The 22,717-nt window shown below is 67.9% G+C and carries 24 protein-coding genes, 1 tRNA gene and 1 pseudogene; 14 read left to right on the top strand and 12 right to left on the bottom strand.

The window, feature by feature from the left end; all coding sequences use genetic code 11:
- The first annotated feature begins 152 nt into the window (after positions 1-152).
- The 3 genes from TS85_RS12950 to TS85_RS12940 are packed head-to-tail and all read left to right on the top strand — an operon-like array spanning position 153 to position 2,489.
- On the top strand, positions 153-1,049 hold the full coding sequence (locus TS85_RS12950) for a 2-dehydro-3-deoxygalactonokinase (RefSeq protein WP_044332696.1): 897 nt from the start codon (positions 153-155) through the stop codon (positions 1,047-1,049).
- Positions 1,046-1,681 carry a 2-dehydro-3-deoxy-6-phosphogalactonate aldolase gene (locus TS85_RS12945; RefSeq protein WP_044332694.1) on the top strand — a complete coding sequence of 212 codons (636 nt, stop codon included), beginning with the start codon at positions 1,046-1,048 and terminating at the stop codon, positions 1,679-1,681. The genes TS85_RS12950 and TS85_RS12945 overlap by 4 nt, the downstream gene beginning before the upstream one ends.
- Positions 1,682-1,730: 49 nt before the next feature.
- Positions 1,731-2,489, top strand: coding sequence for a FadR/GntR family transcriptional regulator (locus tag TS85_RS12940; RefSeq protein WP_044332692.1), 759 nt, complete (start codon positions 1,731-1,733; stop codon positions 2,487-2,489).
- A gap of 50 nt (positions 2,490-2,539) precedes the next feature.
- Here TS85_RS12940 and TS85_RS12935 read toward each other — a convergent pair.
- The 6 genes from TS85_RS12935 to TS85_RS12910 all read right to left on the bottom strand — a co-directional run bounded on the left by TS85_RS12935 (position 2,540) and on the right by TS85_RS12910 (position 8,063).
- A tRNA-Thr gene (locus tag TS85_RS12935) sits at positions 2,540-2,615 on the bottom strand.
- Between the two features lie 126 nt (positions 2,616-2,741).
- Complete coding sequence (locus TS85_RS12930) at positions 2,742-4,931, bottom strand: TonB-dependent receptor (RefSeq protein ID WP_044332690.1); 2,190 nt, start codon at positions 4,929-4,931, stop codon at positions 2,742-2,744.
- 90 nt (positions 4,932-5,021) lie between these two features.
- Positions 5,022-5,369, bottom strand: a complete 348-nt coding sequence (locus tag TS85_RS12925; protein ID WP_155006407.1) for a hypothetical protein — start codon at positions 5,367-5,369, stop codon at positions 5,022-5,024.
- Positions 5,370-5,543: 174 nt separating this feature from the next.
- Entirely contained in the window at positions 5,544-6,458 is a 915-nt protein-coding gene (locus TS85_RS12920; RefSeq protein WP_077228596.1) for a hypothetical protein, read from the bottom strand.
- Entirely contained in the window at positions 6,401-6,748 is a 348-nt protein-coding gene (locus tag TS85_RS12915; RefSeq protein ID WP_044332684.1) for a hypothetical protein, read from the bottom strand. Before TS85_RS12915 ends, TS85_RS12920 begins: the two co-directional genes overlap by 58 nt.
- On the bottom strand, positions 6,741-8,063 hold the full coding sequence (locus TS85_RS12910) for a replication-associated recombination protein A (protein WP_044332681.1): 1,323 nt from the start codon (positions 8,061-8,063) through the stop codon (positions 6,741-6,743). Before TS85_RS12910 ends, TS85_RS12915 begins: the two co-directional genes overlap by 8 nt.
- Before the next feature lie 114 nt (positions 8,064-8,177).
- Between TS85_RS12910 and TS85_RS12905 the strand changes: the two genes are divergently transcribed.
- Together TS85_RS12905 and TS85_RS12900 are read left to right on the top strand one after the other, a co-directional pair.
- Positions 8,178-8,765, top strand: a complete 588-nt coding sequence (locus TS85_RS12905; RefSeq protein WP_044332679.1) for a PadR family transcriptional regulator — start codon at positions 8,178-8,180, stop codon at positions 8,763-8,765.
- 69 nt (positions 8,766-8,834) lie between these two features.
- Positions 8,835-9,158, top strand: a complete 324-nt coding sequence (locus TS85_RS12900) for a DUF2218 domain-containing protein (protein ID WP_044332677.1) — start codon at positions 8,835-8,837, stop codon at positions 9,156-9,158.
- Positions 9,159-9,190: 32 nt separating this feature from the next.
- Here the strand turns inward: TS85_RS12900 and TS85_RS12895 are convergent, their stop codons facing one another.
- The 3 genes from TS85_RS12895 to TS85_RS12885 form a co-directional block, all read right to left on the bottom strand.
- Positions 9,191-9,694: an SRPBCC family protein gene (locus TS85_RS12895; RefSeq protein WP_044332675.1), complete on the bottom strand. Its 504-nt coding sequence runs from the start codon at positions 9,692-9,694 to the stop codon at positions 9,191-9,193.
- Positions 9,678-10,034: an ArsR/SmtB family transcription factor gene (locus TS85_RS12890; RefSeq protein WP_044332674.1), complete on the bottom strand. Its 357-nt coding sequence runs from the start codon at positions 10,032-10,034 to the stop codon at positions 9,678-9,680. The genes TS85_RS12895 and TS85_RS12890 overlap by 17 nt, the downstream gene beginning before the upstream one ends.
- Positions 10,035-10,166: 132 nt before the next feature.
- Positions 10,167-10,973 (bottom strand): AraC family transcriptional regulator, encoded by an 807-nt coding sequence (locus TS85_RS12885; RefSeq protein ID WP_227698472.1) that lies wholly within the window; start codon positions 10,971-10,973, stop codon positions 10,167-10,169.
- A gap of 135 nt (positions 10,974-11,108) precedes the next feature.
- On the opposite strand from TS85_RS12885, the gene TS85_RS12880 reads away from it, so the two are divergent.
- Together TS85_RS12880 and TS85_RS12875 are read left to right on the top strand one after the other, a co-directional pair.
- Complete coding sequence (locus tag TS85_RS12880; protein WP_044332673.1) at positions 11,109-11,798, top strand: O-methyltransferase; 690 nt, start codon at positions 11,109-11,111, stop codon at positions 11,796-11,798.
- Positions 11,798-12,541 carry a siderophore-interacting protein gene (locus tag TS85_RS12875; RefSeq protein WP_044332671.1) on the top strand — a complete coding sequence of 248 codons (744 nt, stop codon included), beginning with the start codon at positions 11,798-11,800 and terminating at the stop codon, positions 12,539-12,541. The genes TS85_RS12880 and TS85_RS12875 overlap by 1 nt, the downstream gene beginning before the upstream one ends.
- 25 nt (positions 12,542-12,566) lie before the next feature.
- On the opposite strand, the gene TS85_RS12870 is transcribed toward TS85_RS12875, so the two are convergent.
- Complete coding sequence (locus TS85_RS12870) at positions 12,567-13,709, bottom strand: glycosyltransferase family 4 protein (RefSeq protein ID WP_044332670.1); 1,143 nt, start codon at positions 13,707-13,709, stop codon at positions 12,567-12,569.
- Between the two features lie 149 nt (positions 13,710-13,858).
- Here TS85_RS12870 and TS85_RS12865 point away from each other — a divergent pair, with 149 nt between their 5' ends.
- The 3 genes from TS85_RS12865 (at position 13,859) to TS85_RS12855 (ending at position 17,285) form a co-directional block, all read left to right on the top strand.
- The gene (locus TS85_RS12865; RefSeq protein WP_173426232.1) at positions 13,859-15,211 is read left to right on the top strand and encodes an alginate export family protein; all 1,353 of its coding nucleotides are present in this window, start codon (positions 13,859-13,861) and stop codon (positions 15,209-15,211) included.
- Between the two features lie 56 nt (positions 15,212-15,267).
- The gene (gene radA / locus TS85_RS12860; RefSeq protein ID WP_044332668.1) at positions 15,268-16,647 is read left to right on the top strand and encodes a DNA repair protein RadA; all 1,380 of its coding nucleotides are present in this window, start codon (positions 15,268-15,270) and stop codon (positions 16,645-16,647) included.
- 65 nt (positions 16,648-16,712) lie between these two features.
- Positions 16,713-17,285: a CvpA family protein gene (locus TS85_RS12855; protein ID WP_044332665.1), complete on the top strand. Its 573-nt coding sequence runs from the start codon at positions 16,713-16,715 to the stop codon at positions 17,283-17,285.
- 364 nt (positions 17,286-17,649) lie between these two features.
- Here the strand turns inward: TS85_RS12855 and TS85_RS25445 are convergent, their stop codons facing one another.
- A complete protein-coding gene (locus tag TS85_RS25445) occupies positions 17,650-17,910 on the bottom strand; it encodes a hypothetical protein (RefSeq protein ID WP_155006405.1) in 261 nt (86 codons plus the stop codon).
- 138 nt (positions 17,911-18,048) lie between these two features.
- On the opposite strand from TS85_RS25445, the pseudogene TS85_RS12850 reads away from it, so the two are divergent.
- Positions 18,049-19,075: pseudogene (locus TS85_RS12850) on the top strand (IS110 family RNA-guided transposase).
- A 285-nt stretch (positions 19,076-19,360) separates the two neighbouring features.
- Here the strand turns inward: TS85_RS12850 and TS85_RS12845 are convergent.
- Positions 19,361-19,729, bottom strand: a complete 369-nt coding sequence (locus TS85_RS12845; RefSeq protein ID WP_044332662.1) for a hypothetical protein — start codon at positions 19,727-19,729, stop codon at positions 19,361-19,363.
- A 416-nt stretch (positions 19,730-20,145) separates the two neighbouring features.
- Here TS85_RS12845 and TS85_RS12840 point away from each other — a divergent pair, with 416 nt between their 5' ends.
- Genes TS85_RS12840 through TS85_RS12830 form a run of 3 tightly spaced genes read left to right on the top strand, consistent with a single transcriptional unit; the run spans position 20,146 to position 22,696 of the window.
- Entirely contained in the window at positions 20,146-20,577 is a 432-nt protein-coding gene (locus TS85_RS12840; protein ID WP_044332661.1) for an iron-sulfur cluster assembly scaffold protein, read from the top strand.
- Positions 20,577-22,358, top strand: coding sequence for a cation:proton antiporter domain-containing protein (locus TS85_RS12835; protein ID WP_044332658.1), 1,782 nt, complete (start codon positions 20,577-20,579; stop codon positions 22,356-22,358). Before TS85_RS12840 ends, TS85_RS12835 begins: the two co-directional genes overlap by 1 nt.
- A complete protein-coding gene (locus TS85_RS12830; protein WP_044332656.1) occupies positions 22,355-22,696 on the top strand; it encodes a DUF423 domain-containing protein in 342 nt (113 codons plus the stop codon). The genes TS85_RS12835 and TS85_RS12830 overlap by 4 nt, the downstream gene beginning before the upstream one ends.
- Positions 22,697-22,717 lie beyond the last annotated feature (21 nt).

Raw genomic sequence — 22,717 nt, 5'->3', positions numbered from 1 at the left:
TGACATCGGCGCGCGGGGAGTGTGTGGGCGCCGAGCGGGAGGTGGGTTCTGGAACGGGGTTTGATCCGGCCTGTCGAGGCCGTGCCGGGCGAAAGCCGGCCGTGGAACGACATGGCGCTTTGCCAGCACCACTCCATCCCAGGGCCTGCGCGATGAGCTATGCCGTCGCGGGCGATTGGGGCACGAGCAACCTGCGGCTCTATCGGATCGAGAAGGGGGTGGTCGTCGAACGGGCGACCGGCCCCGGAATCGGAAATCTGGGCGCGCCCCCCGAACAGGTGCTGCGCGCGACGCTCGCGCCGTGGCGCGAAACCGGCGAACCAAGCGCGATCCGCCTGTGCGGCATGGTGGGTTCGCGCAACGGTTGGGTCGAGATACCCTATGCCGATTGCCCCGCGGATGCAGCGGCGTGGCGCCGGGGGGCCGTGCATCTCGCGCTCGACGCGATTCCCGTCACCATCGGTGCGGGGCTGGCCTGCACCCGCGCATCGGGTGCGGCGGACGTGATGCGCGGCGAGGAGACGCAGATATTCGGCGCGATGGCGATCGCCCCGGCGCTGGCGCACGGACGGCATCTCGTCGCGCTGCCCGGCACGCACAGCAAATGGGCGCAGGTCGAGGATGGCCGGGTGACCGGGTTCCAGACCTTCCTGACCGGCGAATTGTTTGCGCTGCTGCGCGACCATTCCACGCTGACCCGCGCCTCTGCCGAAGACGGTGCGGACACCGACGAGGCGACCGGCTTTGCCACCGGGCTCGCGCGGATCGACGCGGGCGGGCACCTGCTTGGTGCGCTGTTCGAGGCGCGTGCGGCGCAATTGCGCAGCGGCGTCGGAGGGGCCTGGGCGCGCGGTTTCCTCTCGGGCCTGGTGATTGGAGCCGAGATTGCCGAGATCGCGCCCGCTGCCACCGGCGAGATCGCGCTGATCGGCGATCCGGCGCTGGTCGAACGCTATTCCCAGGCGCTGGCCGCACGCAGCCTGACTGCCACCGCTTATACCGGCGATGCGTGTTCGCTCGCCGGCCTTGCCCTGCTGGAGACCCCATGACCATCGACGACCTGCTCGCATCGGGCACCGCGCCCATCGTCGCCATCCTGCGCGGCATAGCGCCCGGCGAGGTCCTGGCGATCGGCGAGGCGCTGGTCGAGGCCGGCATCCGGCTGATCGAAGTACCGTTCAACTCGCCCGAGCCGACGACCAGCATTCGCCTGCTCCAGGACAGGCTGGGCGATCGTGCGGCGATCGGTGGCGGGACGGTGCTCGACGTCGCCGCGGTGGACGCACTGGCGGCGACCGGCGGCACGATCATGGTCACGCCCAATACCGATCCCGCAGTGATCGCCCGCGGGGTGGCATGCGGGCTGGAGCCCATGCCGGGATTCGTCACCCCCAGCGAGGCGTTCCAGGCGATTGCCGCGGGCGCGCGGCGGCTGAAGCTGTTTCCCGCAGTCGCGCTTGGACCCGCCTATCTGAAGGCGGTGCGCGAAGTGCTGCCCAAGCATGTCCGCGTCTGGGCGGTCGGCGGCACGGGAGCGCATAATTTTGCCGAATGGCTGGCGGCGGGTGTCGAGGGGATCGGTGTGGGCGGCGCGCTGTACAAGCCGGGCGATTCCGCCGCCGTGGTGCGCGAGCGGGCGCTTGCGCTCGTCGCTGCATGGCAGGCGGCGCGGACCGCGTGACGCGGGCCAGCGTTCTTGTCCCAGCCACTCGATTCGGCGACCAGCACCCATGATCGATCCTGTCCCCAGCCAAGCGCGCACGGCGCTGGGCCGCAACCTCACACATGGCCTGCTCGACGTGGTCGGGCGCGCGATCGTCACGGGGCAATATGACGGCAAGCGCTTCCCGACCGAGGCGGAGCTCACCGTGCAGCATGGCGTCAGCCGGTCGGTGACGCGCGAGGCGGTCAAGATGCTGACGGCCAAGGGGCTGTTGTCCGCGCGCCCGCGCCAGGGGACGATCGTGCAGCCGACCTCGGCATGGAACCTGTTCGACACCGACGTGCTGCGCTGGCTGCTCGAACGCAAGTTCACGCTGCCGCTGCTGCGCAGTTTCAGCGAGCTGCGCCTCGCGGTGGAGCCCGTGGCGGCGCAACTCGCCGCGCGCTATGCCACCTCCGCGGGCAAGGCGCGGATCGCGGCGGGATTTGCGCGGATGGAGGCGGCCGAGCGCGGCGACGACGATGCGCTCGACGCCGACATCGCGTTCCACATCGCGATCCTCCGTGCCTGCGGCAACCCGTTCTTCGCCCAGTTCGAGGAACTGGTGGGCACCGCGCTGCGAACCTCGATCCGCTTCACCAACCGGTTCAAGGGGCGTAGCGCCAGCCTGCCCGCGCACAAGGCGGTGCTCGAGGCGATCGAGGCCGGCGACGACACGCTGGCGGGGGCGATGATGCGCTCGATCATCGAGGAGGTGATGGTCCTGATCCGTCAGGCCGAGAGCGAGGGCGCGGCGGCTGATCGCGACGGATTGCTGCACGGCTGACGCGCCGCGGCCGCTCTGGGGCCCGCAGGGGGCAGGAGGCTGCCGAAAAATGGTGCCGGTTGCAGGAATCGAACCCGCGACCTTCGGTTTACAAAACCGCTGCTCTACCAGCTGAGCTAAACCGGCCACCTGACGCAAAGACAGTGCGATCGCGAGTGCGTTTGATCGGGTCGCGGCGGCGGGTCAAGTATTTTGGCGTGCAACCCGCCCGGGCTCCGGCATGCGGAGCCCGGGCGGGTCACCCGGCGGCGGCTAGAAGCCGAACCGCAGCGTTGCGCGGAGATCGCGGCCGGCCAGCGGAGCGAAGTCCTTCAGGAAGCTCGTATGCCGGCGTGCCTCGACATCGAACAGATTGTTCGCGCTGAGCAGGAGCGAGACCTTGTCGTTGCCCGAGATCGGCTTGAACCCGATCGAGGCGTTGACCATCGTATAGGCGTCGGTCGTGGTCTCGAACGGGGCGATCCGGTCCTGCGCGAAGACATGCTCGACTTCGGCGCGGGCGCTGACGCGGTCCGATTGCGCCTCGATCCCGCCCAGCACGCGCGCAGGCGGGATGCGGGGGACGGGGCTGACATCGACGATGGTCGCATGGACATAATCGCCCAGCGCATCGATGTTGATCGCGTATTGGCCAACCTGCGCGAGCTTGAACGAAGCGTCGGCCTCGAACCCGTAATAGCGGGCATCGGCCTGCTGATACTGGAAGCAGGGCAAGTCGACCTCACGCTCGCTGGGATCGGCGGCGAGCTGGCAGATCGAGCTGTCCACTTGGTTGTCCGAGATGTAGTTGGAGAACCAGTTGTAATAGGCCGACGCATCGAAGCTGAAGCGATCCTGGTGGATGTGCAGCGTGCCTTCGAGGCCCCACGACTTTTCGAGCTTGAAGTCGGGGTTGCCGAGTTCCCAGGACTGGGTGCCGGCATGGCCGCCGCGCGCGAACAGCTCCTCGCCCGAAGGGGCGCGTTCGGTGCGCGACAGGTTCACGCCGATGCGCACGCCGTCTGCCAGTGCATAGGAGACGCCCGCCGATCCCGAGACGGCGTCGAACTGACGCTTGCCCGAGAAGAAGCGGAGGTCGCCGTCGACCGGCGATGCCTCAAGATCGCTCCGCTCGTAGCGCAGCCCGGCTTCAGCGCGCAGCGCGCCCAGATCGAGCTGCTGGAGCGTGAACAGGCCGAGCTGGCTCGTCTTGTTCTTGGGGAGGAAGGCCTCGTCGCCCTCGACGTCGAAGTCGCGATGGAAATACTGGACGCCCGACGCGCCGCTCCACCCGCCGCGGCTGGCCTGGAGCAGTTCAAGCCGGCTTTCGATGCCCTTGTTGTAAAAGGCGGTGCCGACCGCGCCGTCTTCCTCAAGCTCGAAATGCCGGTAATTCGCATAGCCGGCGCGGACGCGGATCTTGTCGAGGAAGCCCCCGCCGGTTTCGACTTCGCCGCGCAGGTCGACGCGGTTCTGGAGGACGCTGAGCCGCGGCCCTTCCTGTTCCTGGCCCGATTCGGTCGCGTAGCGGATCGGCACGCCGTAGAGGCTGTCATAATGGCTGTACGAAATGCCCAGATTGCCGGTGTCGGTGATCAGCGCGGCGCCGAAGCCCGCGGTCCAGGTCTTCGCCGCCGAATTGGGCAGCTTGTCCTTGAGCGCGGCGCTCGCTGCGAAATCGGGATCGTCCTCGGTCGTCGGGCCGGCGGCGGCGGCAAGCGCGGCGGCGCGGGCGCTGGACGACAGGACATTGCCGCCGATGCGCAGGTCGCCGCTCTTCAGGTACGAGCCATCGGCGTGGAGAACGATCTTGTCGCCCACGGCCACGTCGCCGGCGGCACCGATCGAGCGCTCGTTCGCCGCCGAGCCATAGCTCGCGATCGAATTGACGCGATAGCCGTCCGCCGGGATTGCGCGGGGGATGCGGCTGTCGATCACGTTCACGACCCCGCCCACGGCCGACGACCCATAGAGGAGCGCGGACGGACCGCGCACCACTTCGATGCGCTCGGCGAGCAGCGGGTCGATGATCACGGCATGGTCGACCGAGGTGTTCGACACGTCGATCGAGCCGATCCCGTCGCTGAGCACGCGGATGCGCTCCCCCTGGAAGCCGCGCAGGATCGGGCGCGAGGCGCTGGGGCCGAACGACGTGGCCGAGACGCCGGGCTGGCGGGCGAGCGTTTCGCCGATGCTGGGGCGCAGGTTGCGGGTCAGGTCTTCGCCGGAGAGGACCGTGGTGCCCGAAAGCACGTCCTTCTCGCTCTGCGGCAGGATGCCGGTGACGACGATTTCCTCGCCGGTCTTGCGCCGGTCCTGATCCGCCGGCTCGGCGTCGGCGGGAGCGGAGGGTGCCGCGGTGGCGGGCGCCGCGGGCTTGGTGGTGTCGGGATCGGCGGCGCGGGCGGCCGCAGGAAGCGCGAGGGCGAGCGACGCTGCGCTCAAAAGCAATGCATGACGCATGGGAAACTACTCCAGGAACCTTGTTCGTATCGACGGCGAACCGTCTTCGGCGGCGAGCGCCAAGGGCGCGCGGCGTCGGATACGGTTCGTTCAGGCGTGGAGGATTTGAGGTGGTGCGCGGCTCTGCCAGCGATGCGAGCGCTCGATCGATTGCTGGCGCAGGAGGTCGGATGCGGCTGCGCGGAACTCAGACCGCGCCGGGGTGTCGAGCGTGACACCGGTAGGGAGCAGCGCAGGGCCGGCATGCGCGACTTCGCGGCAGATCACGCAGTTCGCGGGCGAATCCACCGGGGATTGATCGTCGGAGTCGCCGTTGCTGATGCTGGCGATCGACTGGCCGAACACGGTGGTGGTATCGACATGGCGATGCGTCTGCGTGACGATGCTCTGCCAAGCGAACGCCAGCAATGCGGCCCATAGCAACGCCAGCGTCGGCACCGTCCGACCGCCCGAGGGCGCTCCACGGGGGCCGGTCAGCCTCGCAAGGGGTTTGTTGCAGGAATTCAACGCGGCGTCGCTCGATCTTGGTTGCAATGCAACAAAGCTGATATGTTGTAACGCTACCCGGTTCAAGCACCGATTCATCGGACACTTATCAGCGAACGGGCCAGCTCAAGGCACGCCGAAGGTCCAGCCTTCGGTGCGCGCGAGAGCCGGTGTCAGCCGGGACGGGCGCCACAGGGCGGGGCTGGCGGCGGCGGACCGCAGCCAGGCGGCGGACAGCATTGCGTCGGTCGCATGATCGTCATAGCGGGGCAGCGGGGCATGCGCGTCCGATCCGAACGCTGCGAGCATGGCGTCCAGCGTCGCGGCGTCGCGGATCTTCGAGATGCCCTTGCGCATCCCCGCCAGCCGTGCGGCAAGCGAGGTGTAGATTTCGACGAGCACCGGCCCCGTCGCGGGCAGCGGATCGAACGGCCACATCCCGATCCGCCCGCGCAGGCGGTGGAGCACGCGCATGCCGGTGAGGCTCGACTTGCCGACCTGCGACGCGCCGACCAGGTTGAAGCAGCTATAGGGCGACAGCCGCATCGCCTCCTGCCCATGCTCGCACACCCGGAAACGCCCGCGCCCGGCCGGGAACAGGTCGCCGCAATCGCCGCGCTGGCGGAAGTGGCGGCGGGCATGGGGATGCGCGACGAAGCTGCTGGCGGCGAGGTGGGGATCGTCGGCGCTGAGCTGGTCCACCAATGCCCACAGCGCGGGGGCGTCTGGCGGGGAGGCTTCCCAGCCGGGGAAATAGGCGCCTTCGTCGTCGAAGGGGAAGGCGGGGGACAGATCGAGCCCGATCAGCGCGCGGGTGCCGGTGTCGGCCAACTCGCCCAGCCACTCCGCGATGTCGGCGCGCGACCATCGCCGATCGATCAGCCGGGGCGCGCCTGTCCCTGTGCCGACATGCGCGACGGCGAGCCCGGCGGGACGCTCGACGGCCTGGCCCGACCAGTCGATCGCGATGAAATCGGTGAAGGTCAGGGCCGCTCCGCCCGCCCGGCGGCGATGCGCTGGGGCTTTTTGGCGAGGTCCCACCAGCGGCGCTCGACATAGAGCGCGATCCGGTCGCGCGCGTCGGTGCCGTAGCGCGCCAGCACCGCCGGATAGCCGCGATAATGGTCGGTTTCCCAGAAGGTGTCGGGGTCGGTTTCGAGCAGCAGCGACTTCTCCGCCTGCGTTACCATCAGGCAGAAGCTTCCGGCCTCGCGACCGGGCGCCAGAATCGCCTTGCCGTTCAGCTTGGGGCAGGGGGTTCCGTAATGCGAGGCCATGACCACGCCGGGCAGCGCGCAGGCGGTGGCGACGGCGTCGTCCCAGTCAGTCATCGCGTTTAGCCTCGCGCATCGAGTCCCACCACGCCATCCGCTCCGAAATGCGTTTTTCCATGCCGCGATCGGTGGGGGTGTAGAAGGTCTGGGGCGGCAACTCGTCGGGCCAGTAATTGTCGCCCGAGAAGCCGTCCTCGGCGTCGTGGTCATAGGTGTAGCCCTTGCCATAGCCGATCTGTTTCATAAGCTTGGTCGGGGCATTCAGGATGTTCTGCGGCGGCATCAGCGATCCGGTTTCGCGCGCCGAGCGCCACGCCGCTTTCTGCGCGGCATAGGCGGCGTTCGATTTGGGCGCGGTGGCGAGATAGAGGCACGCCTGGGCGATCGCCAGTTCGCCCTCGGGCGAGCCGAGGAATTCATAAGTGTCCTTGGCTGCGATGCACTGGACCAGCGCCTGGGGGTCGGCGAGGCCGATATCCTCGACCGCCGCACGGGTGAGGCGGCGCAGGACGTAGAGCGGCTCCTCGCCCGCGGTCAGCATCCGCGCGAGATAATAGAGCGCGGCCTGGGGATCGCTGCCGCGGATCGATTTGTGGAGCGCGGAAATCAGGTTGTAATGCCCCTCGCGATCCTTGTCGTACACCGCCACGCGGCGCTGGAGGAAATCGCCGAGCGCGGCGGGATCGAGCGGCTTTTCGAACGTTACCGAGAACAAAGTTTCGGCCTGGTTGAGCAGGAAGCGGCCATCGCCATCGGCGCTGGCGACCAGCGCGTCGCGCGCCTCGGGCGTCAGGGGGAGGGGGCGGCCCTCCAGCGCCTCGCCGCGATCGAGCAGCTTGCACAGCGCGGGGTGGCCGAGCCGGTGGAGGATCAGCACCTGCGTGCGGCTGAGCAACGCGGCGTTGAGCTCGAAGCTCGGGTTCTCGGTCGTCGCGCCGACCAGCGTGACGGTGCCGTCCTCGACGAACGGCAGGAATCCGTCCTGTTGCGAGCGATTGAAGCGGTGGATCTCGTCGACGAAGAGCAGCGTCTTGCGGCCGATCCGGGCGTGCTCGCGCGCCTCGGCGAAGACCTTCTTCAGGTCCGCCACGCCCGAGAACACCGCCGAGATCGCGACGAAGCGCAGCCCGACCGCGTCCGCGAGCAGGCGGGCGATCGTGGTCTTGCCGGTGCCGGGCGGGCCCCACAGGATGATCGAGCTGAGCTTTCCCGCCGCGACCATCCGCCCGATCGCGCCCTCCGGCCCGGTCAGATGCTCCTGCCCGACGACCTCGTCCAGCCGGCGCGGGCGGAGGCGATCGGCGAGGGGGGCGCCGGCGGGGGGATCGGCGGCGACGGTCGGCTGTTCATGGGCGGCGAAGAGATCGGGCATGGCGCCAAGATAGGGGCTGAGGGCGAAAGTGACAAAAGTTGCCCATAGGGGGCTTGTGCAAACGTCACGAAGATATATCTTAGACCCATCACGACTCAGACAGGAATAAACCAAATGCGTTTTCATCATCGCCAACATGGCCGCCACGAGCGGCGCGAATGCGGTCCCGGACCGCGCGGCTTTGGCGGCGGCTTCGGTCGCGGCGGCTGGGGTCGGCCCGAGGGCGGCGGCGGTCCGCGCGGGCGGCGGATGTTCGACGGGGGCGAACTGCGCCTCCTCCTGCTCAAGCTGATCGGCGAGCAGCCGCGCCACGGATACGACCTGATCCGCGAGATCGAGGAACGGTCGGGCGGCGGCTATGCGCCCAGCCCCGGCGTGGTCTATCCGACGCTGACGCTGCTCGACGAGATGGACCTGATCGCCGAGACCAGGACCGAGGGCGCGAAGAAGCAGTTCGCGATCACCGAGGCGGGCACCGCGCACCTCGCCGAAAATGCCGCAGTGGTCGCCGCGCTGTTCGCCCGGCTCGCGGAACTGGGCAGCCAGCAGGCGCGTACCAGCGGCGGGCCGATCCGGCGCGCGATGGGCAATCTGCGCACGGTGCTCCAGGAGCGGCTGGGCGATCCCGAGGTCGGGGCCGACACGCTCCACGAAGTCGCCGCGATCCTCGACGAAGCGGCGCGGAAGATCGAGCGGCTGTAAATGCCGCGTCTGGAAATGCTCCGGCGCCGGCTGGGTTTACCGCCGGCGCCGCGGGAGAAGGGAAACAGAATGACCGTAACGACCAAAAGCGCGTCGGCGCTGGTGCCGACCGAAAGCGCGAGCAAATATCTCCAGCAGCTGTGCAAGCATTGGAGCCATAACCTCCAGGTGGAATTCACCCCCGAAAACGGCACGGTGATCTTCCCAAAGGACGCGCGCGGCATGGCGTTCCCCGGCGACGCCGTGGTGACGTTCAACGTCGCCGAAACGGGGCTGGACGTGCGGATCGACGCGTCGTCCGACGAACAGCTCGAAGGGCTGAAGGGCGCGGTGGCGCGCCACCTCGACCGGTTCGCGTTTCGCGAGGCGCCGTTGGGGTTCGACTGGCGATAGCGCCTGCGGGACCCTCCCGCAGGCGCCGGGCGTCATGCGTCGGTGGCGGAGAGCAGTTCGTCGAGCTGCTCGAGCTGTTCGGGCAGCGCGGCGGCCGATCCCTGTAGCGCTTCCTCCAGCGCCTCGGCGGTCGGATAGGCTTCGTGGAAGGTCAGCAGCGTCTTGCCGTCCTGCTCGGCAAAGGTGACGGTGGTGACGGCGCCTTCCTCGCCCTCGTCATTGGTCCAGACGATGCGCTCGTTGGGCACCACCTCCAGATATTTGCCGTAAAAGGCCATGGTGTCCGGCCCGCCCGCGCTGAATTCCAGCCGGTATTTGCCGCCGGTACGCATGTCGAGGTCGCACGCCACGAGCGACACGCCCACCGCCGATCGCGGCATCCACCAGCGCCGGAACAGGTCGGACTCGCTCCACGCCCGGTACACGAGCGCAGGCGGGGCATCGAAGACCCGCGTCACGACCAGTTCGCGAGTCCCCCTGCGCTCGACCGAGGTGCGGTTGGGCGTGGCCGCTGCAGTGTCACCTTGCTGAGTCATCCTGTTCCTCCTGTTTCAGTTCGTCCAGAATTTCATCCAATGCGCTAAAGCGGTCCTCGAACAGCCGCCGATGCGCCTCGATCCACGCCGCCTCCGCCGCGAGGCCGCGCGTGCCCAGCGTGCAGGTCCGCACCCGCCCGACCTTCTGCGTGACGACGAGCCCCGCGCGCTCCAGCACCTGAACATGCTTCTTCATGCCGGTCAGCGTCATCTGAAACCGGTCGGCCAGCACGGTGATCGAGGCATCGCCCCGCCCAAGCTGATCAATGATCCCCCGCCGCGTCGCATCGGACAGGGCGGCGAAGGAGAGATCGAGGGCGGGGGAGGGATGCTGAACCATATGGTTCAGTGTTTAGCGGGGTGGTGGGGGGAGTCAAGGGGGTGATCGCGCTGCGGCCTTAGCTAGGCACAAGCGCGTCCCAGGCGAGAGTTGTTTGATCGGCAATAGGGGACACAGGGTCGGGGCGGATCGTCAGCCCGAGTGACGTTCCGCCATATACCGTCCCGGCGAGGTGCCGAGCGCCTTTCGAAACATCGTCACGAAGCTGGGGACGCTTTCATATCCGAGTTCCCCGGCGACCTGCTGGATCGAGGCGCCGCCCGCGAGCCATTTGACGGCAAGCACGACGCCGAGTTGCTGGCGCCAGCGGCCGAAGCTCATCCCGGTCTGTCGATGGATTAGCCGCTCCAGCGTCCGTTCGCCCATGCCGGCACGGTGCGCCCAGATCTTCAGGCTTCCCCGATCTGCGGGCGAGGCCATCATCTGGTCGACGACTTTGCGCAGGCGCGGATCGCTTGGCATCGGGAGATGGAGATCCTCGACCGGCGCTATCGCCAGTTCATCGAGAAGCACCGCCACCAGTCGCGCATTTGCGCCTTCGTCCTCATAGAAATACGGCAGATGCGCAGCCCGCGCCAGAAGTTCGCGCAGCAGCGGGGTCACCGCCACCGCGCAACAGGCACGCGGCAGGCGCGCGGCGGCATCGGAATCGACAAAGGCGTCATAGCCTTCCAGCGCACCCGACGCGCGAATGGCGTGCAGCGCGCCCCCGGGGATCCAGATCGCGCTGCGCGGCGGCACGATCCACAGCCCGCCTTCGACCTCGCAACTGAGCGCGCCGCGCTGGACGAGCAGCATCTGGCCCTTGCGATGCCGATGCGGTTCGAGTTCGAAGCCGTCCGCATCGGACATTTGGGCACCAAAGGCGACGATCGGCCGGGGGACATCGTCGGGGTCGATCCACTCGAAACCATCGATAGCGTTCAGGATCGGCATCATGCCCTCCAGGATTGGCGAGATTCGATAATAGTATGTCGTGGCTTCGTAATGACGTCATCTCCGCGCCCCGGTATCCCTTTCGCATCACTCCGTCGAGGCCGTGCCGCTTGCAGCGCGGAAAAAAGGGAAAAGCGCGTGAACACATTGCAGACCAGCCGGGTCGCCGATCTTCTGAACGATCTCCATCGCGACGCCGAGAATTCGGACCGCGAACATTTCGAGGCGATGATGACGATCTTCAACGGCCCGGGCGGGGCCGAGCAGATGATCTCGGATATTCTCGCCGGGGAGCGTGCGGACTATTCGACGGTCTATCGCCGCTACGCCGATAATTTCCTTGCGGTCTCGCCAGAATATGGGCGCTTTCTCTATGCGATCGCCCGCGCCCGCGGGGCGACGCGGATCGTTGAGTTCGGCACGTCGATGGGGATTTCGACGATCTATCTCGCCGCCGCGCTGCGCGACAATGGCGGCGGGCACCTTATCGGGAGCGAGATGGAGCCCGGCAAGGTTGCGCGGGCGCGCGCGAATCTCGACGCGGCGGGACTCGGCGATCTGGTCGAAATCCGCGCCGGCGACGCGCTCGAAACGTTGAAGGACGTGGGCGGCGCGGTCGACATGGTGCTGGTCGATGGTGCTTTCTCGCTGTATCTGCCGGTGCTCAAGCTGGTTGAGCAGCGGCTGAAGCCGGGCGCAGTGATTCTTGGCGAGAATGCGTTCGAGCCCGAATATCAGGCCTATGTCCGCGATCCCGCCAACGGCTATCTTTCGTTTTCGCTGCCGGATGCGGGGCGCGGCAACGAATTTTCCGTGAGGGTCGCGTGATGCTCGCCGCCGGCTCGCCCGAACGCGCCACCAAGGAGCCGGGGCGGTTCAGCAAGGCGGTGATGCGCCTGTGGATGAAGCCCGCGACGATCGTCGCGAACGAGCAACTGGCCGATCGCTTCCATCTGATCACGTTGGAGGGGCCCGCGCTTGCCGACGTGGCATGGCTGCCCGGACAGAAGGTGCAGATCGCGATGGGCTCCGCCTTCGTCGCGCGGACCTATACTCCGGTCGAGTGGAACCCGTCGACCGGGCGGATGTGTATTCTGGGCTACGCCCATGGCGATGGACCGGGAAGCGGGTGGGTCCGTACGGTGGCGCCCGGCGATCGGTGCGATATCTTCGGTCCGCGCGCGTCGTTGGACCTGTCGTGCCTGCCGGGTCCGCTACTCGTCGTCGGGGATGAGACCTCGATCGGGCTCGTTTATGCGGCGATTCACCAGGACCCGACGCGCGCCGTATCGGCTTGCCTCGAAGTCGAAGACGTCGAGAGCGCTCGGCGCGTTGCCGCGCATCTGGGCCTCGATCCTTTGGCGCTGGTCGTGCGGAAAGGCGGGAATGGCCATATCTTCGCGATGGAGGCGGGGCTCTCCGAGGCCGCAGCCGCCGGCGCATCAATCGTGCTGACCGGGAACGCACGGACGATACAGAGGCTGAGGCAAGTCCTGCGGTCGCAGCCGTTTCCGGCGGCGCGCCTGCTCGCCAAGGCCTATTGGGCGCCGGGCAAGACCGGCCTGGACTGATCCGGCACGACGGCAGTCGCCCCCCTCAACCCCGCACCAAGCCCAGATACGCCTCCAGCACCGCCTGGTTGATCCGGTCCCATTCATAGCCCAGCGCCTTGGCGTGGCCCGATGCGCCTGCCGATGCCGCTAACTCCGGCTCCTGCGCCAGGCGGGCGATGGCGTCGGTGTAGCCTGCGATTTCGCGCGGGGGGACGAGGAAGCCGTTGACGCCGTCTTCGATCAGGTCGACCGCGCCGGTCGCGCGGGCGGCGACCACGGGGACGCCGCAGGCCATTGCCTCCAGCGTGACGTTGCCGAAGGTCTCGGTCACCGACGGATTGAACAGCACGTCCATCGACGCGACGGCGCGGGCGAGGTCTTCGCCGCGCTGGAATCCGGCGAAGGCGGCGCCGGGGACGCGCTCGGCGAACCAGTCGCGCGCCGGGCCGTCGCCGACGACGAGGACGCGGTGCTTGACCCCGCGTGCCTCCAGCGCGGCGACGACGCCCGCGAAAATGTCGAGCCCCTTTTCCAGCACCAGCCGCCCGAGAAAGCCGACCGCGAACTCGTCATCGGCGATGCCGAGATCGCGGCGCCATTCGAGGCTGCGGCGCTGCGGATTGAAGGCCGCGTGGTCGACGCCGCGCGACCAGATGCCGATCGGAGTGGTGACGCCCCATTCGCGCAGGAGGTCGCACATCGACTGGCCGGGGACCATCACGGTATCGACGCGGTTGTAGAAGCGCTTCGACAGGTGGACGACCAAAGGCTCGAGAAAGCCGAGATGGTAATAGCGCGGATAGGTTTCGAACCGGGTGTGGAGCGACGCCAGCACGGGCAGGCCGTGTGCGCGCGCGAAGCGGATCGCGGCGTGGCCGACAAATTCGGGCGACGAGACATGGACCAGGTTCGGCGCGAAGGCGGCGATGTCGTCGCGGACGCTGCGCGGCAGGCGGGTGGCGAAGCGGAACTCGCCGCGCTCGCCGGGGAGCGGCCAGGAGGGGATGCTGACGAGGTCGCCGGTGGGCGCGAACGCCGGGGTCTCGACAGTGGGCGAATAGACCCGCACCTGAACCCCGCGCGCGAGCAGATGCCCGACCAGCAGGTTCAGCGCCTGGTTCGCGCCATCCCGGACATAATTATAATTGCCGCTGAACAGGGCGACGCGGAGGTCCGAGGGGTGCATGTTGCGCTGCGCATAGCGACCGGGGGGGGAGGGGGCAAGTTCATGGCGCCCAGTCGAAGCGGAGCTTTGCGGCGGGCAATGCGAAGTCGCTCTCTCCCGGCGCGGTAACGGGGTAAAGCGGAAGCGGGGCATTTCCGGGGGGAAGTTCGATGCGTCGCGAAATGCTGGGGCTGGTTGCGCTTGTCATGCCGGTGGGGGCTGCCGCCCAGTCCGGGCCGGCGGCGCCCGCCCGTGCCGCCGAGGACGGACTCGATCTGAGCGCGACGGTGCGGCTGCGGTACGAGGCGATCGATGCGTCGCCGGTCGCGGGGTCCGATAGCAGCGGGGCGCTGTTCAATGTCCGCTCGACGCTGCTCGCGCGCTATCAGTCGGGGCCGGTGGCGCTGGTCGGCGAGCTGTGGGACAGCCGGGCCTATGGCGATGCCGGGCGGCCGATCACGACGGGCGAAGTCAATGCCGCCGAGCTGGTCCAGGCCTATGCCGCGGTCGCGCTGCCGCTGGCGCCGGGGGTGAAGGCGGTGGTGCGGGGCGGGCGGTTCATGCTCAACATCGGATCGCGGCGGCTGGTCGCGGCGGATGATTATCGCAACACGACCAATGGCTATACCGGCGTCGAAGCCGAGCTGACGGGCAAGGCGGGGCTGCATGCGAACCTGCTCTACGTCCTGCCGCAGCAGCGCCGGCCCGACGATGCCGCGACGCTGGACCGCAACGGCGTCGCGCCTGATCGCGAGGGGTTCGACCTGGTGCTGTGGGGCGGGACGGTGGCGCAGGCGCACGCGATCGGGCCGGTGATGGTCGAGGCGAGTTTCTACCATCTCGGCGAGCGCGACATGCCGGGGCGACCGACGCGCAACCGATCGCTGAACACCTATGGCGGGCGGCTGTTGCGCGATCCGGCGAAGGGGCGGGTCGATGCGGAAGTCGAGGGGTTTTATCAGTCGGGCCGCGTGCGCGCATCGACGGCGCCCGCGGCGGCGGTGCTGCCGGTGTCGGCATGGTTCGTCCATGGCGATGTCGGCTATACGCTGGCGGGGGCGTGGAAGCCGCGGCTGTCGGTGGAGGTCGATCGCGCGAGCGGCGACCGGCCGGGTGGCAGCTATGGCCGGTTCGACACGCTGTTCGGGATGCGCCGCGCCGACCTCGCGCCCTCGGGTATCTATAACGCGGTGGGGCGCGCCAATATCGCGGCGGCGGGGGCGCGGGCGGAGGTGACGCCGTCGGCGCGCGTCGACGCCTTTGCGAGCTATCACGCGCTGTGGCTGGCCGAGCGGCGCGACGCGTTCTCGACGACCGGGGTGCGCGATGCGAGCGGGCAGGCGGGGGCGTTTGCGGGGCATCAGCTCGACGCGCGGCTGCGCTGGTGGGTCAGGCCGGGGCGGTTGCGCTTCGAGGCGGACGGGGTGGTGCTGGCCAAGGGGAGTTTCCTCGAGGCGGCGCCGAACGCGCCCGGCGGGGGGACGACGCTCTATGGCTCGCTCAACCTGATGGCGAGCTTCTGACGGCGCGCACACAAGCGGTGTTCCCTTCCTGTTCCGGATCGGCTAGCGTCGCCGCCATGGCGAAGCCCCAGAAACGATATGTGTGTCAGGCGTGCGGATCGGTGGCGTCGCGATGGGCGGGGCAATGCGCTGATTGCGGCGAGTGGAACACGCTGGTGCAGGAGGTGGCGGCGAATGCGACTCCGTTCCAGGCGCGGCATAATCTGCAATCGGGCGGGCGCACGATCCAGTTGAGCGGGCTCAACAGCGAGATCGCGCTGCCCGAGCGGATGCGCAGCGGCATCGCCGAGCTGGACCGTGCGCTGGGCGGCGGCTTTGTCGAGGGGAGCGCGACGCTGATCGGCGGCGATCCGGGGATCGGCAAGTCGACCTTGCTGCTCCAGGCGGCGGCGAAGATCGCGCTGCGGGGGCTGAGCGTCGCCTATGTCTCCGGCGAGGAGGCGGCGGACCAGGTGCGGCTGCGCGCGCGGCGGCTGGGGCTGGGCGATGCGCCGGTGCAACTGGCGGCGGCGACGTCGGTGCGCGATATTTTGACGACGTTGGGCGAGGGGAGCGCGCCCGACCTGCTGATCATCGATTCGATCCAGACGATGCATTCGGACCTGATCGAAGGTGCTGCGGGGACCGTGAGCCAGGTGCGCGCGAGTTCGGGCGAGCTGATCCGCTTTGCCAAGGAGCGCGGGACGGCGCTGGTGCTCGTCGGGCATGTCACCAAGGACGGCAGCATCGCGGGGCCGCGCGTCCTCGAGCATATGGTCGATACCGTGCTCGCGTTCGAGGGCGAGCGCAGCCACCAGTACCGCATCCTGCGCGCGACCAAGAACCGCTTTGGCGGCACCGATGAGATCGGGGTGTTCGCAATGGAGAGCGAGGGGCTGAGCGAAGTCGCCAACCCCTCGTCGCTGTTCCTCACCAATCGCGACGAGAGCGTGACCGGGACGATCGTGTTCCCCGCGCTGGAGGGGACGCGGCCCGTGCTGGTCGAAGTGCAGGCGCTGGTGGTGCGGCTGGCGAGCGGGGCGACGCCGCGGCGCGCGGTGGTCGGCTGGGACAGCGGGCGGCTGGCGATGGTGCTGGCGGTGCTGGAGGCGCGGTGTGGCCTCAGCTTTTCCACCTGCGAAGTCTATCTGAACATCGCGGGCGGATACCGGGTGCAGGACCCGGCTGCGGACATGGCGGTGGCGGCGGCTCTGGTCTCGGCGCTGGCCGAGCGGCCGATGGCGGCGGACGCCGTGGCGTTCGGCGAGATCGCGCTGTCGGGCGAGGTGCGCCCGGTGGCGCACGGCCCGCTGCGGTGTCGCGAGGCGGCGAAGCTGGGGTTTGGGCGCGCGATGGCGCCGCAGGGGCAGGCGGGGGCCAAGCCCGATGGCGGCGGCCTGTCGATCGCGGGGTTCCGGACGCTGGGGGCATTCGTCGATCATTTGCTGGGGCGGTAGCGCGCCAAATCGCTTCCGCAGCGGTGCTGTGCTGGCGTAAAGGACGCGCGGGAGGGCGCTTTGCCATGAACTTGACTGGACTCGACATCATCGTGCTGCTCGCGATCGGCGGGGCGGCGATCCTGGGCTTTATGCGCGGCTTCGTGACCGAAGTGCTGGCGCTGCTCGCCTGGCTGCTGGTCGTGCTGGCGCTCAAGCTGTTCCATACGCCACTGTCGCAGGCGCTGGCGGGGGTGGTGGGCACGGCGCAGGGCGGCGCGGTGCTCGCGTTCGCGATGTTGGCGGGGGCGACCTATTTCGGCGGACGGATGATCGCCAATGCGATCGGATCGCGGACGCGCGATGGCTTTCTGGGGCCGATCGACCGCGCCTTGGGCTTTGGCTTCGGCGCGCTGAAGGGGCTGGTGCTGGTGAGCATCGTCTTCCTGCTGATGGTGCTGGTGTTCGACACCGTCGGCGGCGGCCCGGCCCAGCGCCCGCGCTGGATCACCTCGTCCTCGACCTATCCGCTGCTGGACCGGACGAGCGCGGGGATCGCGGAGTTCGTCGACCGGCGGCGGCGCGGGGAGCCGGTGTTTGGGGGACCTGCGGATGCGGACGAGGATGCGGGGAATGCTAGTGTGGGGCGGCGGCGGTAGTGTGGGGAGCGGCTGGTAGTGGTGGTTAGCTGCCACCGCGCTGGGGTGGTGGCCACCGAGCGAAGTTTAGGAAGTTTAGGCGTATGCGCGTTTTTCGGCAGGCCTCGCTACGGGCCGGCGAGGGGATGCGAAGTTTAGGAAGTTTAGGCTTGTGGAGTTGGCGGGAACCGCCAGCCGGAACATGAGTCGAGCCCGCGAAGCGCGCCGCTTCGTGCACGTGAGGGGATAACTAACGGGATCAAAGAGCGGTCGCCGGAAGGCGGCAAGTTCGGCACATATGGGGAACATCGCCGCGATTGCAAGGGGGCGGCTGCTGCGTCGGACGGTACAGGCGAAGCTCGCCGCGAGTGCCCGGAATCGGTGGTTAGCTGACATCCCATTTGAGTGCCGAAGCATCGACCACGTCCGCACCCATGTGGCGGACGAATGCCTCGCGCAGCCCGTCTTTATGTTTTCCCCACTTGGCAGGTTCGGATGATGGATCGAGGCCCTCGGCCTGAAATAGCCATTCGACGAACTGTTCGGCGCTTACAGACCCTGTTTCTGGGATAAGGTAGTCTACGTGGCACGGCTCGCCATTAACGATTCCGCCGCACCAACCTTTCCCCACGCAAACGTCGCGCATCAGCGCATTGTAGTCAGGATTTCCACTCATACGGTCAATTGACCACGGATGCCGAATGTCCGCAACTGATGCCGTGGACGGCTCTCCATCACCGCGGAGTCGATCTAATCTGCTCCGGTCGAATGGAGGAGAAGTGCCATGGCGAACGTACATGTGATCGGATTGGACATCGCGAAGTCGGTCTTCCAGCTGCATGGGCTGGATGAAGCCGGCACAACCATTCTGCAGAAGCGGCTGACGCGGGCGCGGTTGCTGCCGTTCTTCGAAAAGCTGCCGCCCTGTCTGGTCGGGATCGAGGCCTGCGCGACGTCACATTATTGGGCTCGCGAGATCGCCAAATTTGGCCATGAGGTGCGGCTGATGCCTGCCCAATATGTGAAGCCCTATGTGAAGCGGCAGAAGAACGACATGGCCGATGCCGAGGCGATCGCAGAGGCAGTGACGCGCCCCACCATGCGTTTCGTTGCGCCGAAAGCGCCCGAGGAGCAAAGCGCGATGATGCTGCACTAAGGTGCGCCTGATGCTCAACCGTCAGCTGGTGATGCTCACCAATGCCATTCGTGCGCACATGGCGGAGTTCGGGATCGTCGCACCGGTTGGGCGCCGTGGCGTCGACCGGCTGCTCGAGGTCATCGACGATGCGGCCGATGCGCGTCTCCCTGCAGCAGCGCGTCAGTGTCTGCAGATGCTCGTTGCCCAATGGAAGCTGGTGAAGCAGCAGATCCTCGAGAATGATCGCCAGGTCCTCGGCCTGGCCCGTTCGACGGAGCTTGGTCGTCGTCTCATGGAAGTACCCGGCATCGGGCCGCTGGTGGCGTCAGCACTGATAGCATGCGTGCCCGACCCGTCGGTCTTCCGGTGCGGCCGCAACATGGCAGCGTGGATGGGCTTGGTGCCACGGCAAAACTCATCCGGCGGCAAGGAGCGGCTGGGGTCCATCACCAAGGCCGGCAATCGCTATCTGCGGCAGATGCTGTTCGCAGGCGCCATGGCCGTGATCCGACGCGCAATGCAGAGCACGCGCCGGACCTGGCTCGTCCGCCTGCTCGAGCGCCGCAAGCCAAAGGTTGCTGCTATCGCACTGGCGAACAAGAACGCCCGGATTGCATGGGCCATGATGATGCACGGAGAACGCTATCGCGAGCCGATGGCCGTCGCCGCATGAGACTGCGCGGCTGAAGGCTGCGCTGCGAGGTTGGAAAGGGCAAAGGAGCTATTGCACGAAAGCCGGTCGACACCCCCGGATCAGACCACCCTACTACGCCCCCGCACCCCGAGTGCGAGCAATTGATCAGGGATCCGGTCCGCGGAAGGCATTATGGCCAGCGGCAACGACAGCCGCATCAAAGGCCGGACACATGGCCGCACCGACCACCAAGTGCATCCGCTCGCAAACCCTTGCCAACGGAGAGCCGTCCACACATGGGGCGCTTCCCTCCGAGCCCACCCCCTAAACCCGCTTCAACCGCATCGCCGACCAGTCCGCATCCACGGCGATCTGGCTCACCGTGTCGAGGCCATGCGCCAGCGCCAGTGCGCGGATCGTGTCGCGGTTGAGGTCGGCGGCGAGGGGGGAGGTTAGTTTGGGATAGGCTACCCACAGGATTGCGGCGGGGGCGATCGCGGCGGCGGTGCGGGGGACTTGCGCGAGGAAGGTTGCGCGGTCGGGGGTGGCGAGGAGGACGACTTCGGCTTCTGACGGGGCTGCGCGGGGGGCATCTGTGCCGATTGCGGCGTCGAGGGCGGGCGGGGCGCCGATTACTGCGAGGCGGCGGCCATGTTTGACCTGGAGGCGTTCGGCGACGGGTTTGTCGGACATGGCGGCTTTTCCCTCCCTTGGCTTAGGGTTGTTGCTTACGGAAGCATTCGCCCTTTTCTCACGCCGTCATGCTGAACTTGGTTCAGCATCTATGGTGCAACAGGCAATGCACAGGCTGGTTGCGCCATGGATGCTGAAACAAGTTCAGCATGACGGGAAGTAAAGATGAGGCAATGGCACTATATTCTATTGGTGCGGGCGATTATAGCATCGTGCAAAAGCCGTGTCATCCTGAGGGAAGTCAGAGTTCTTTCGGTGCTCCGTCCGCGTTCTTTCATTCAGCGGAGGGGCTGAATGGGTCCCGGCCTTCGCCGGGATGACGGGGGGGCTGCTGCCAGCCCCGCCCCCTCCGAAATCGCGCAACCATCCCTTGGTAGGAGTCGCATCGCGGGGCTTCGTCCCCTAGGTTCAGGCGGATGAACGCGCCGCTGTACAATACCCAGATTTTGCGGCTCGCCGCCTCCATCCCCTATCAGGAGCGGTTGGCCGCGCCGATGGCGAGCGTTGAGAAGCGCTCGCCGGTGTGCGGGAGCCGGGTGACGGTGGATGTCGAGACCGATGGCGAGGGGCGGGTGTCCGCGGTGGGGATGCTGGTGCGGGCGTGCGCGCTGGGGCAGGCTTCGGCGTCGCTGATGGGCGCGCATGTCGTCGGGCGTAGCGCCGAGGAACTGGCGGCGGCGCGTGATGCGCTGGCGGCTTGGCTGGCGGGGGAGCGCGACGCGCCGCCCGAATGGCCGGGACTGGAGCTGTTCGCGCCGGCATTGCCGCATCGCGGGCGGCATGCCTCGATCCGGCTGGCGTTCGAGGCGGCGGCGGAGGCGGCTGCACAGGCGGGGGGACGGGGCTGATGGAAGAGCATTCGGGAATGTCGCTGCTCCATGACGGCGTGCCGCTGCTCGGCTTTGCGCTGGTGTTCGTGCTGATCTTTCGGCGGCTGGGGATCGGTGCGACGCTGGGGTTCCTCGTCGCGGGGGCGCTGGTCGGGCCGCAGGTGCTGGGGCTGGTCGGCGATGCCGAGGGCAAGATGGGGATTGCCGAACTGGGCATCGCGCTGCTGCTGTTCCTCGTCGGGCTGGAACTGAGCCCCAGCCGGTTGTGGCGGATGCGGCGCGAGATTTTCGGGCTGGGGTTCCTGCAGGTGACGTTGTGCGGGGTTGCGGTGGCGGGGATCGTGTGGTTCGCGACCGGGTCGTCGCTGGGCGCGGCGCTGGCGCTGGGACTGCCGCTGGCGCTGTCGTCGACGGCGCAGGTGCTGCCGATGCTGCAATCGGCGGGGCGGCTGCGGACTCCGTTCGGCGAGCGCGCATTCGCGATCCTGTTGTTCCAGGACCTGTCGATCGTGCCGCTGATCACGATCGTCGCCGCGCTGTCGCGCAACCCCGCCGACCAGAACGGGCCGCCGGGATGGCTGCTGGCGGTCTATACCGTCGTCGCGATCGTCGGGCTGATCCTGGCCGGACGCTATCTGTTGCGCCCGCTGTTCAAGCTGATCGGCAATCTGGGCGAGCGCGAGATGTTCGTGTTTGCCGGGCTGTTCGCGGTGATCGCGAGTGCTGCGATCATGGAGGCGCTGGGGCTGTCCGCCGCGCTGGGGGCGTTTATCGCAGGCGTGATGCTGGCGGATTCGCCGTATCGGCACGAGCTGGAGGCCGATGTCGCGCCGTTCCGCGCGATCCTGCTCGGGCTGTTCTTCCTCGCGGTGGGGATGACGCTGAACCTTCATGCGATTGCCGAGCGACCCTTTTTCGTGGCGGGGATGGCGATTGCGCTGATCGCGACCAAGGCGGCGATCATCATGGCGCTGGGGCTGCTCTTCGGGATGAAGCCGCGATCGGCGTTCGCGCTGGGCGTGCTGCTGAGCCAGGGCGGCGAATTCGGCTTCGTGCTGTTCGCGCAGGCACAGGCGGCGTTCCTCGTCGAGAGCGAGGCGGCGAGCGTGTTTGGCGCGATCGTGACGCTGTCGATGGCGACCACGCCGTTCCTGATGATGGCGACCAAGCGGCTGCGCACCGAACCCGAGGCCAGCGCCGAGGGGCTGGACGGGCCGCAGCAGGACGGGAGCAACGCCGTCGTCGTCGGCTATGGCCGGTTCGGGCAGACCGTGGCGCAGATGCTGATCGGGCAGGGGATTCCCGTGACGATCGTCGACACCGATGTCGAGATGATCCAGGTCGCCGGCGAGTTCGGGATGAAGGTCTATTATGGCGACGGCACCCGGCTCGACATATTGCGCCAGGCGGGCGCGGAGGATGCCGAGCTGCTGCTGTTCTGCCAGGACGGCGACGGGCTGGATACCGAGAAGCTGGAGGCGATCCACCACAGCTTTCCCAAGGCGACGATCTTCGTGCGCGCCTATGACCGGCGCAGCGTGATGAAGATGAAGGGGGCGCCGATCGCGGGTGCCGTCCGCGAAGTGCTGGAGAGCGCGATGGTGATGGCACGGCGGGCGATGGCGGCGGTGGGCGTCGACATGCAGGAGGCCGACAAGACCGAAGCCGAATATCGCCGGCGCGATTTTGAGCGGCTGAAGCTCCAGCGCGAGAGCGGCGACCTGTATGCCGGGCGCGACGGCATCTTCACCCCGGCGGGACAGGCGGCTGCGGCTGCGGCGGATCTGGAGGCGAAGTGAAGAACCTCACCATCCTCGCCGCGCTGTCGGGCGCCATTGCCGTCGCGGCGGGGGCGTTCGGGGCGCATGGCGCGGCCAGTGCGCAGGCGGCGGAGTGGCTGCGCACCGGGGGGCAGTATCAGCTGATCCACGCCGTCGCTGCGCTCGTCGCGGTGCGGATGGCGATGCGCGGGCCGGCATGGTGCTTCGTGGCCGGCGGCGCGATCTTTGCGGCGACGCTGTACCTGATGGCGCTGGGCGCCCCGCGCTGGTTGGGGGCGGTGACGCCCTTGGGGGGCCTGACTCTGATCGGCGGCTGGCTGTGGTTCGCGATCAGCGCGGCGCGCGCTCATGAATAGCATTTCGAGAATTTCCGCGTA

This window comes from Sphingomonas hengshuiensis (assembly GCF_000935025.1).
In the GTDB taxonomy this organism is placed as follows: Bacteria; Pseudomonadota; Alphaproteobacteria; order Sphingomonadales; family Sphingomonadaceae; genus Sphingomonas; species Sphingomonas hengshuiensis.
This window is presented reverse-complemented; position numbering and strand designations above follow the sequence as displayed.

Bases quoted from the DNA above. Each gene is read 5' to 3' on its own strand.
- TS85_RS12950 (WP_044332696.1), top strand. From the start codon at position 153: ATGAGCTATGCCGTCGCGGGCGATTGGGGCACGAGCAACCTGCGGCTC.
- TS85_RS12945 (WP_044332694.1), top strand. From the start codon at position 1,046: ATGACCATCGACGACCTGCTCGCATCGGGCACCGCGCCCATCGTCGCC.
- TS85_RS12940 (WP_044332692.1), top strand. From the start codon at position 1,731: ATGATCGATCCTGTCCCCAGCCAAGCGCGCACGGCGCTGGGCCGCAAC.
- TS85_RS12930 (WP_044332690.1), bottom strand. From the start codon at position 4,931: ATGCGTCATGCATTGCTTTTGAGCGCAGCGTCGCTCGCCCTCGCGCTT.
- TS85_RS12915 (WP_044332684.1), bottom strand. From the start codon at position 6,748: ATGACTGACTGGGACGACGCCGTCGCCACCGCCTGCGCGCTGCCCGGC.
- TS85_RS12910 (WP_044332681.1), bottom strand. From the start codon at position 8,063: ATGCCCGATCTCTTCGCCGCCCATGAACAGCCGACCGTCGCCGCCGAT.
- TS85_RS12905 (WP_044332679.1), top strand. From the start codon at position 8,178: ATGCGTTTTCATCATCGCCAACATGGCCGCCACGAGCGGCGCGAATGC.
- TS85_RS12900 (WP_044332677.1), top strand. From the start codon at position 8,835: ATGACCGTAACGACCAAAAGCGCGTCGGCGCTGGTGCCGACCGAAAGC.
- TS85_RS12895 (WP_044332675.1), bottom strand. From the start codon at position 9,694: ATGACTCAGCAAGGTGACACTGCAGCGGCCACGCCCAACCGCACCTCG.
- TS85_RS12890 (WP_044332674.1), bottom strand. From the start codon at position 10,034: ATGGTTCAGCATCCCTCCCCCGCCCTCGATCTCTCCTTCGCCGCCCTG.
- TS85_RS12885 (WP_227698472.1), bottom strand. From the start codon at position 10,973: ATGATGCCGATCCTGAACGCTATCGATGGTTTCGAGTGGATCGACCCC.
- TS85_RS12875 (WP_044332671.1), top strand. From the start codon at position 11,798: ATGCTCGCCGCCGGCTCGCCCGAACGCGCCACCAAGGAGCCGGGGCGG.
- TS85_RS12870 (WP_044332670.1), bottom strand. From the start codon at position 13,709: ATGCACCCCTCGGACCTCCGCGTCGCCCTGTTCAGCGGCAATTATAAT.
- TS85_RS12865 (WP_173426232.1), top strand. From the start codon at position 13,859: ATGCGTCGCGAAATGCTGGGGCTGGTTGCGCTTGTCATGCCGGTGGGG.
- radA (WP_044332668.1), top strand. From the start codon at position 15,268: ATGGCGAAGCCCCAGAAACGATATGTGTGTCAGGCGTGCGGATCGGTG.
- TS85_RS12855 (WP_044332665.1), top strand. From the start codon at position 16,713: ATGAACTTGACTGGACTCGACATCATCGTGCTGCTCGCGATCGGCGGG.
- TS85_RS25445 (WP_155006405.1), bottom strand. From the start codon at position 17,910: ATGCGCGACGTTTGCGTGGGGAAAGGTTGGTGCGGCGGAATCGTTAAT.
- TS85_RS12845 (WP_044332662.1), bottom strand. From the start codon at position 19,729: ATGTCCGACAAACCCGTCGCCGAACGCCTCCAGGTCAAACATGGCCGC.
- TS85_RS12840 (WP_044332661.1), top strand. From the start codon at position 20,146: ATGAACGCGCCGCTGTACAATACCCAGATTTTGCGGCTCGCCGCCTCC.
- TS85_RS12835 (WP_044332658.1), top strand. From the start codon at position 20,577: ATGGAAGAGCATTCGGGAATGTCGCTGCTCCATGACGGCGTGCCGCTG.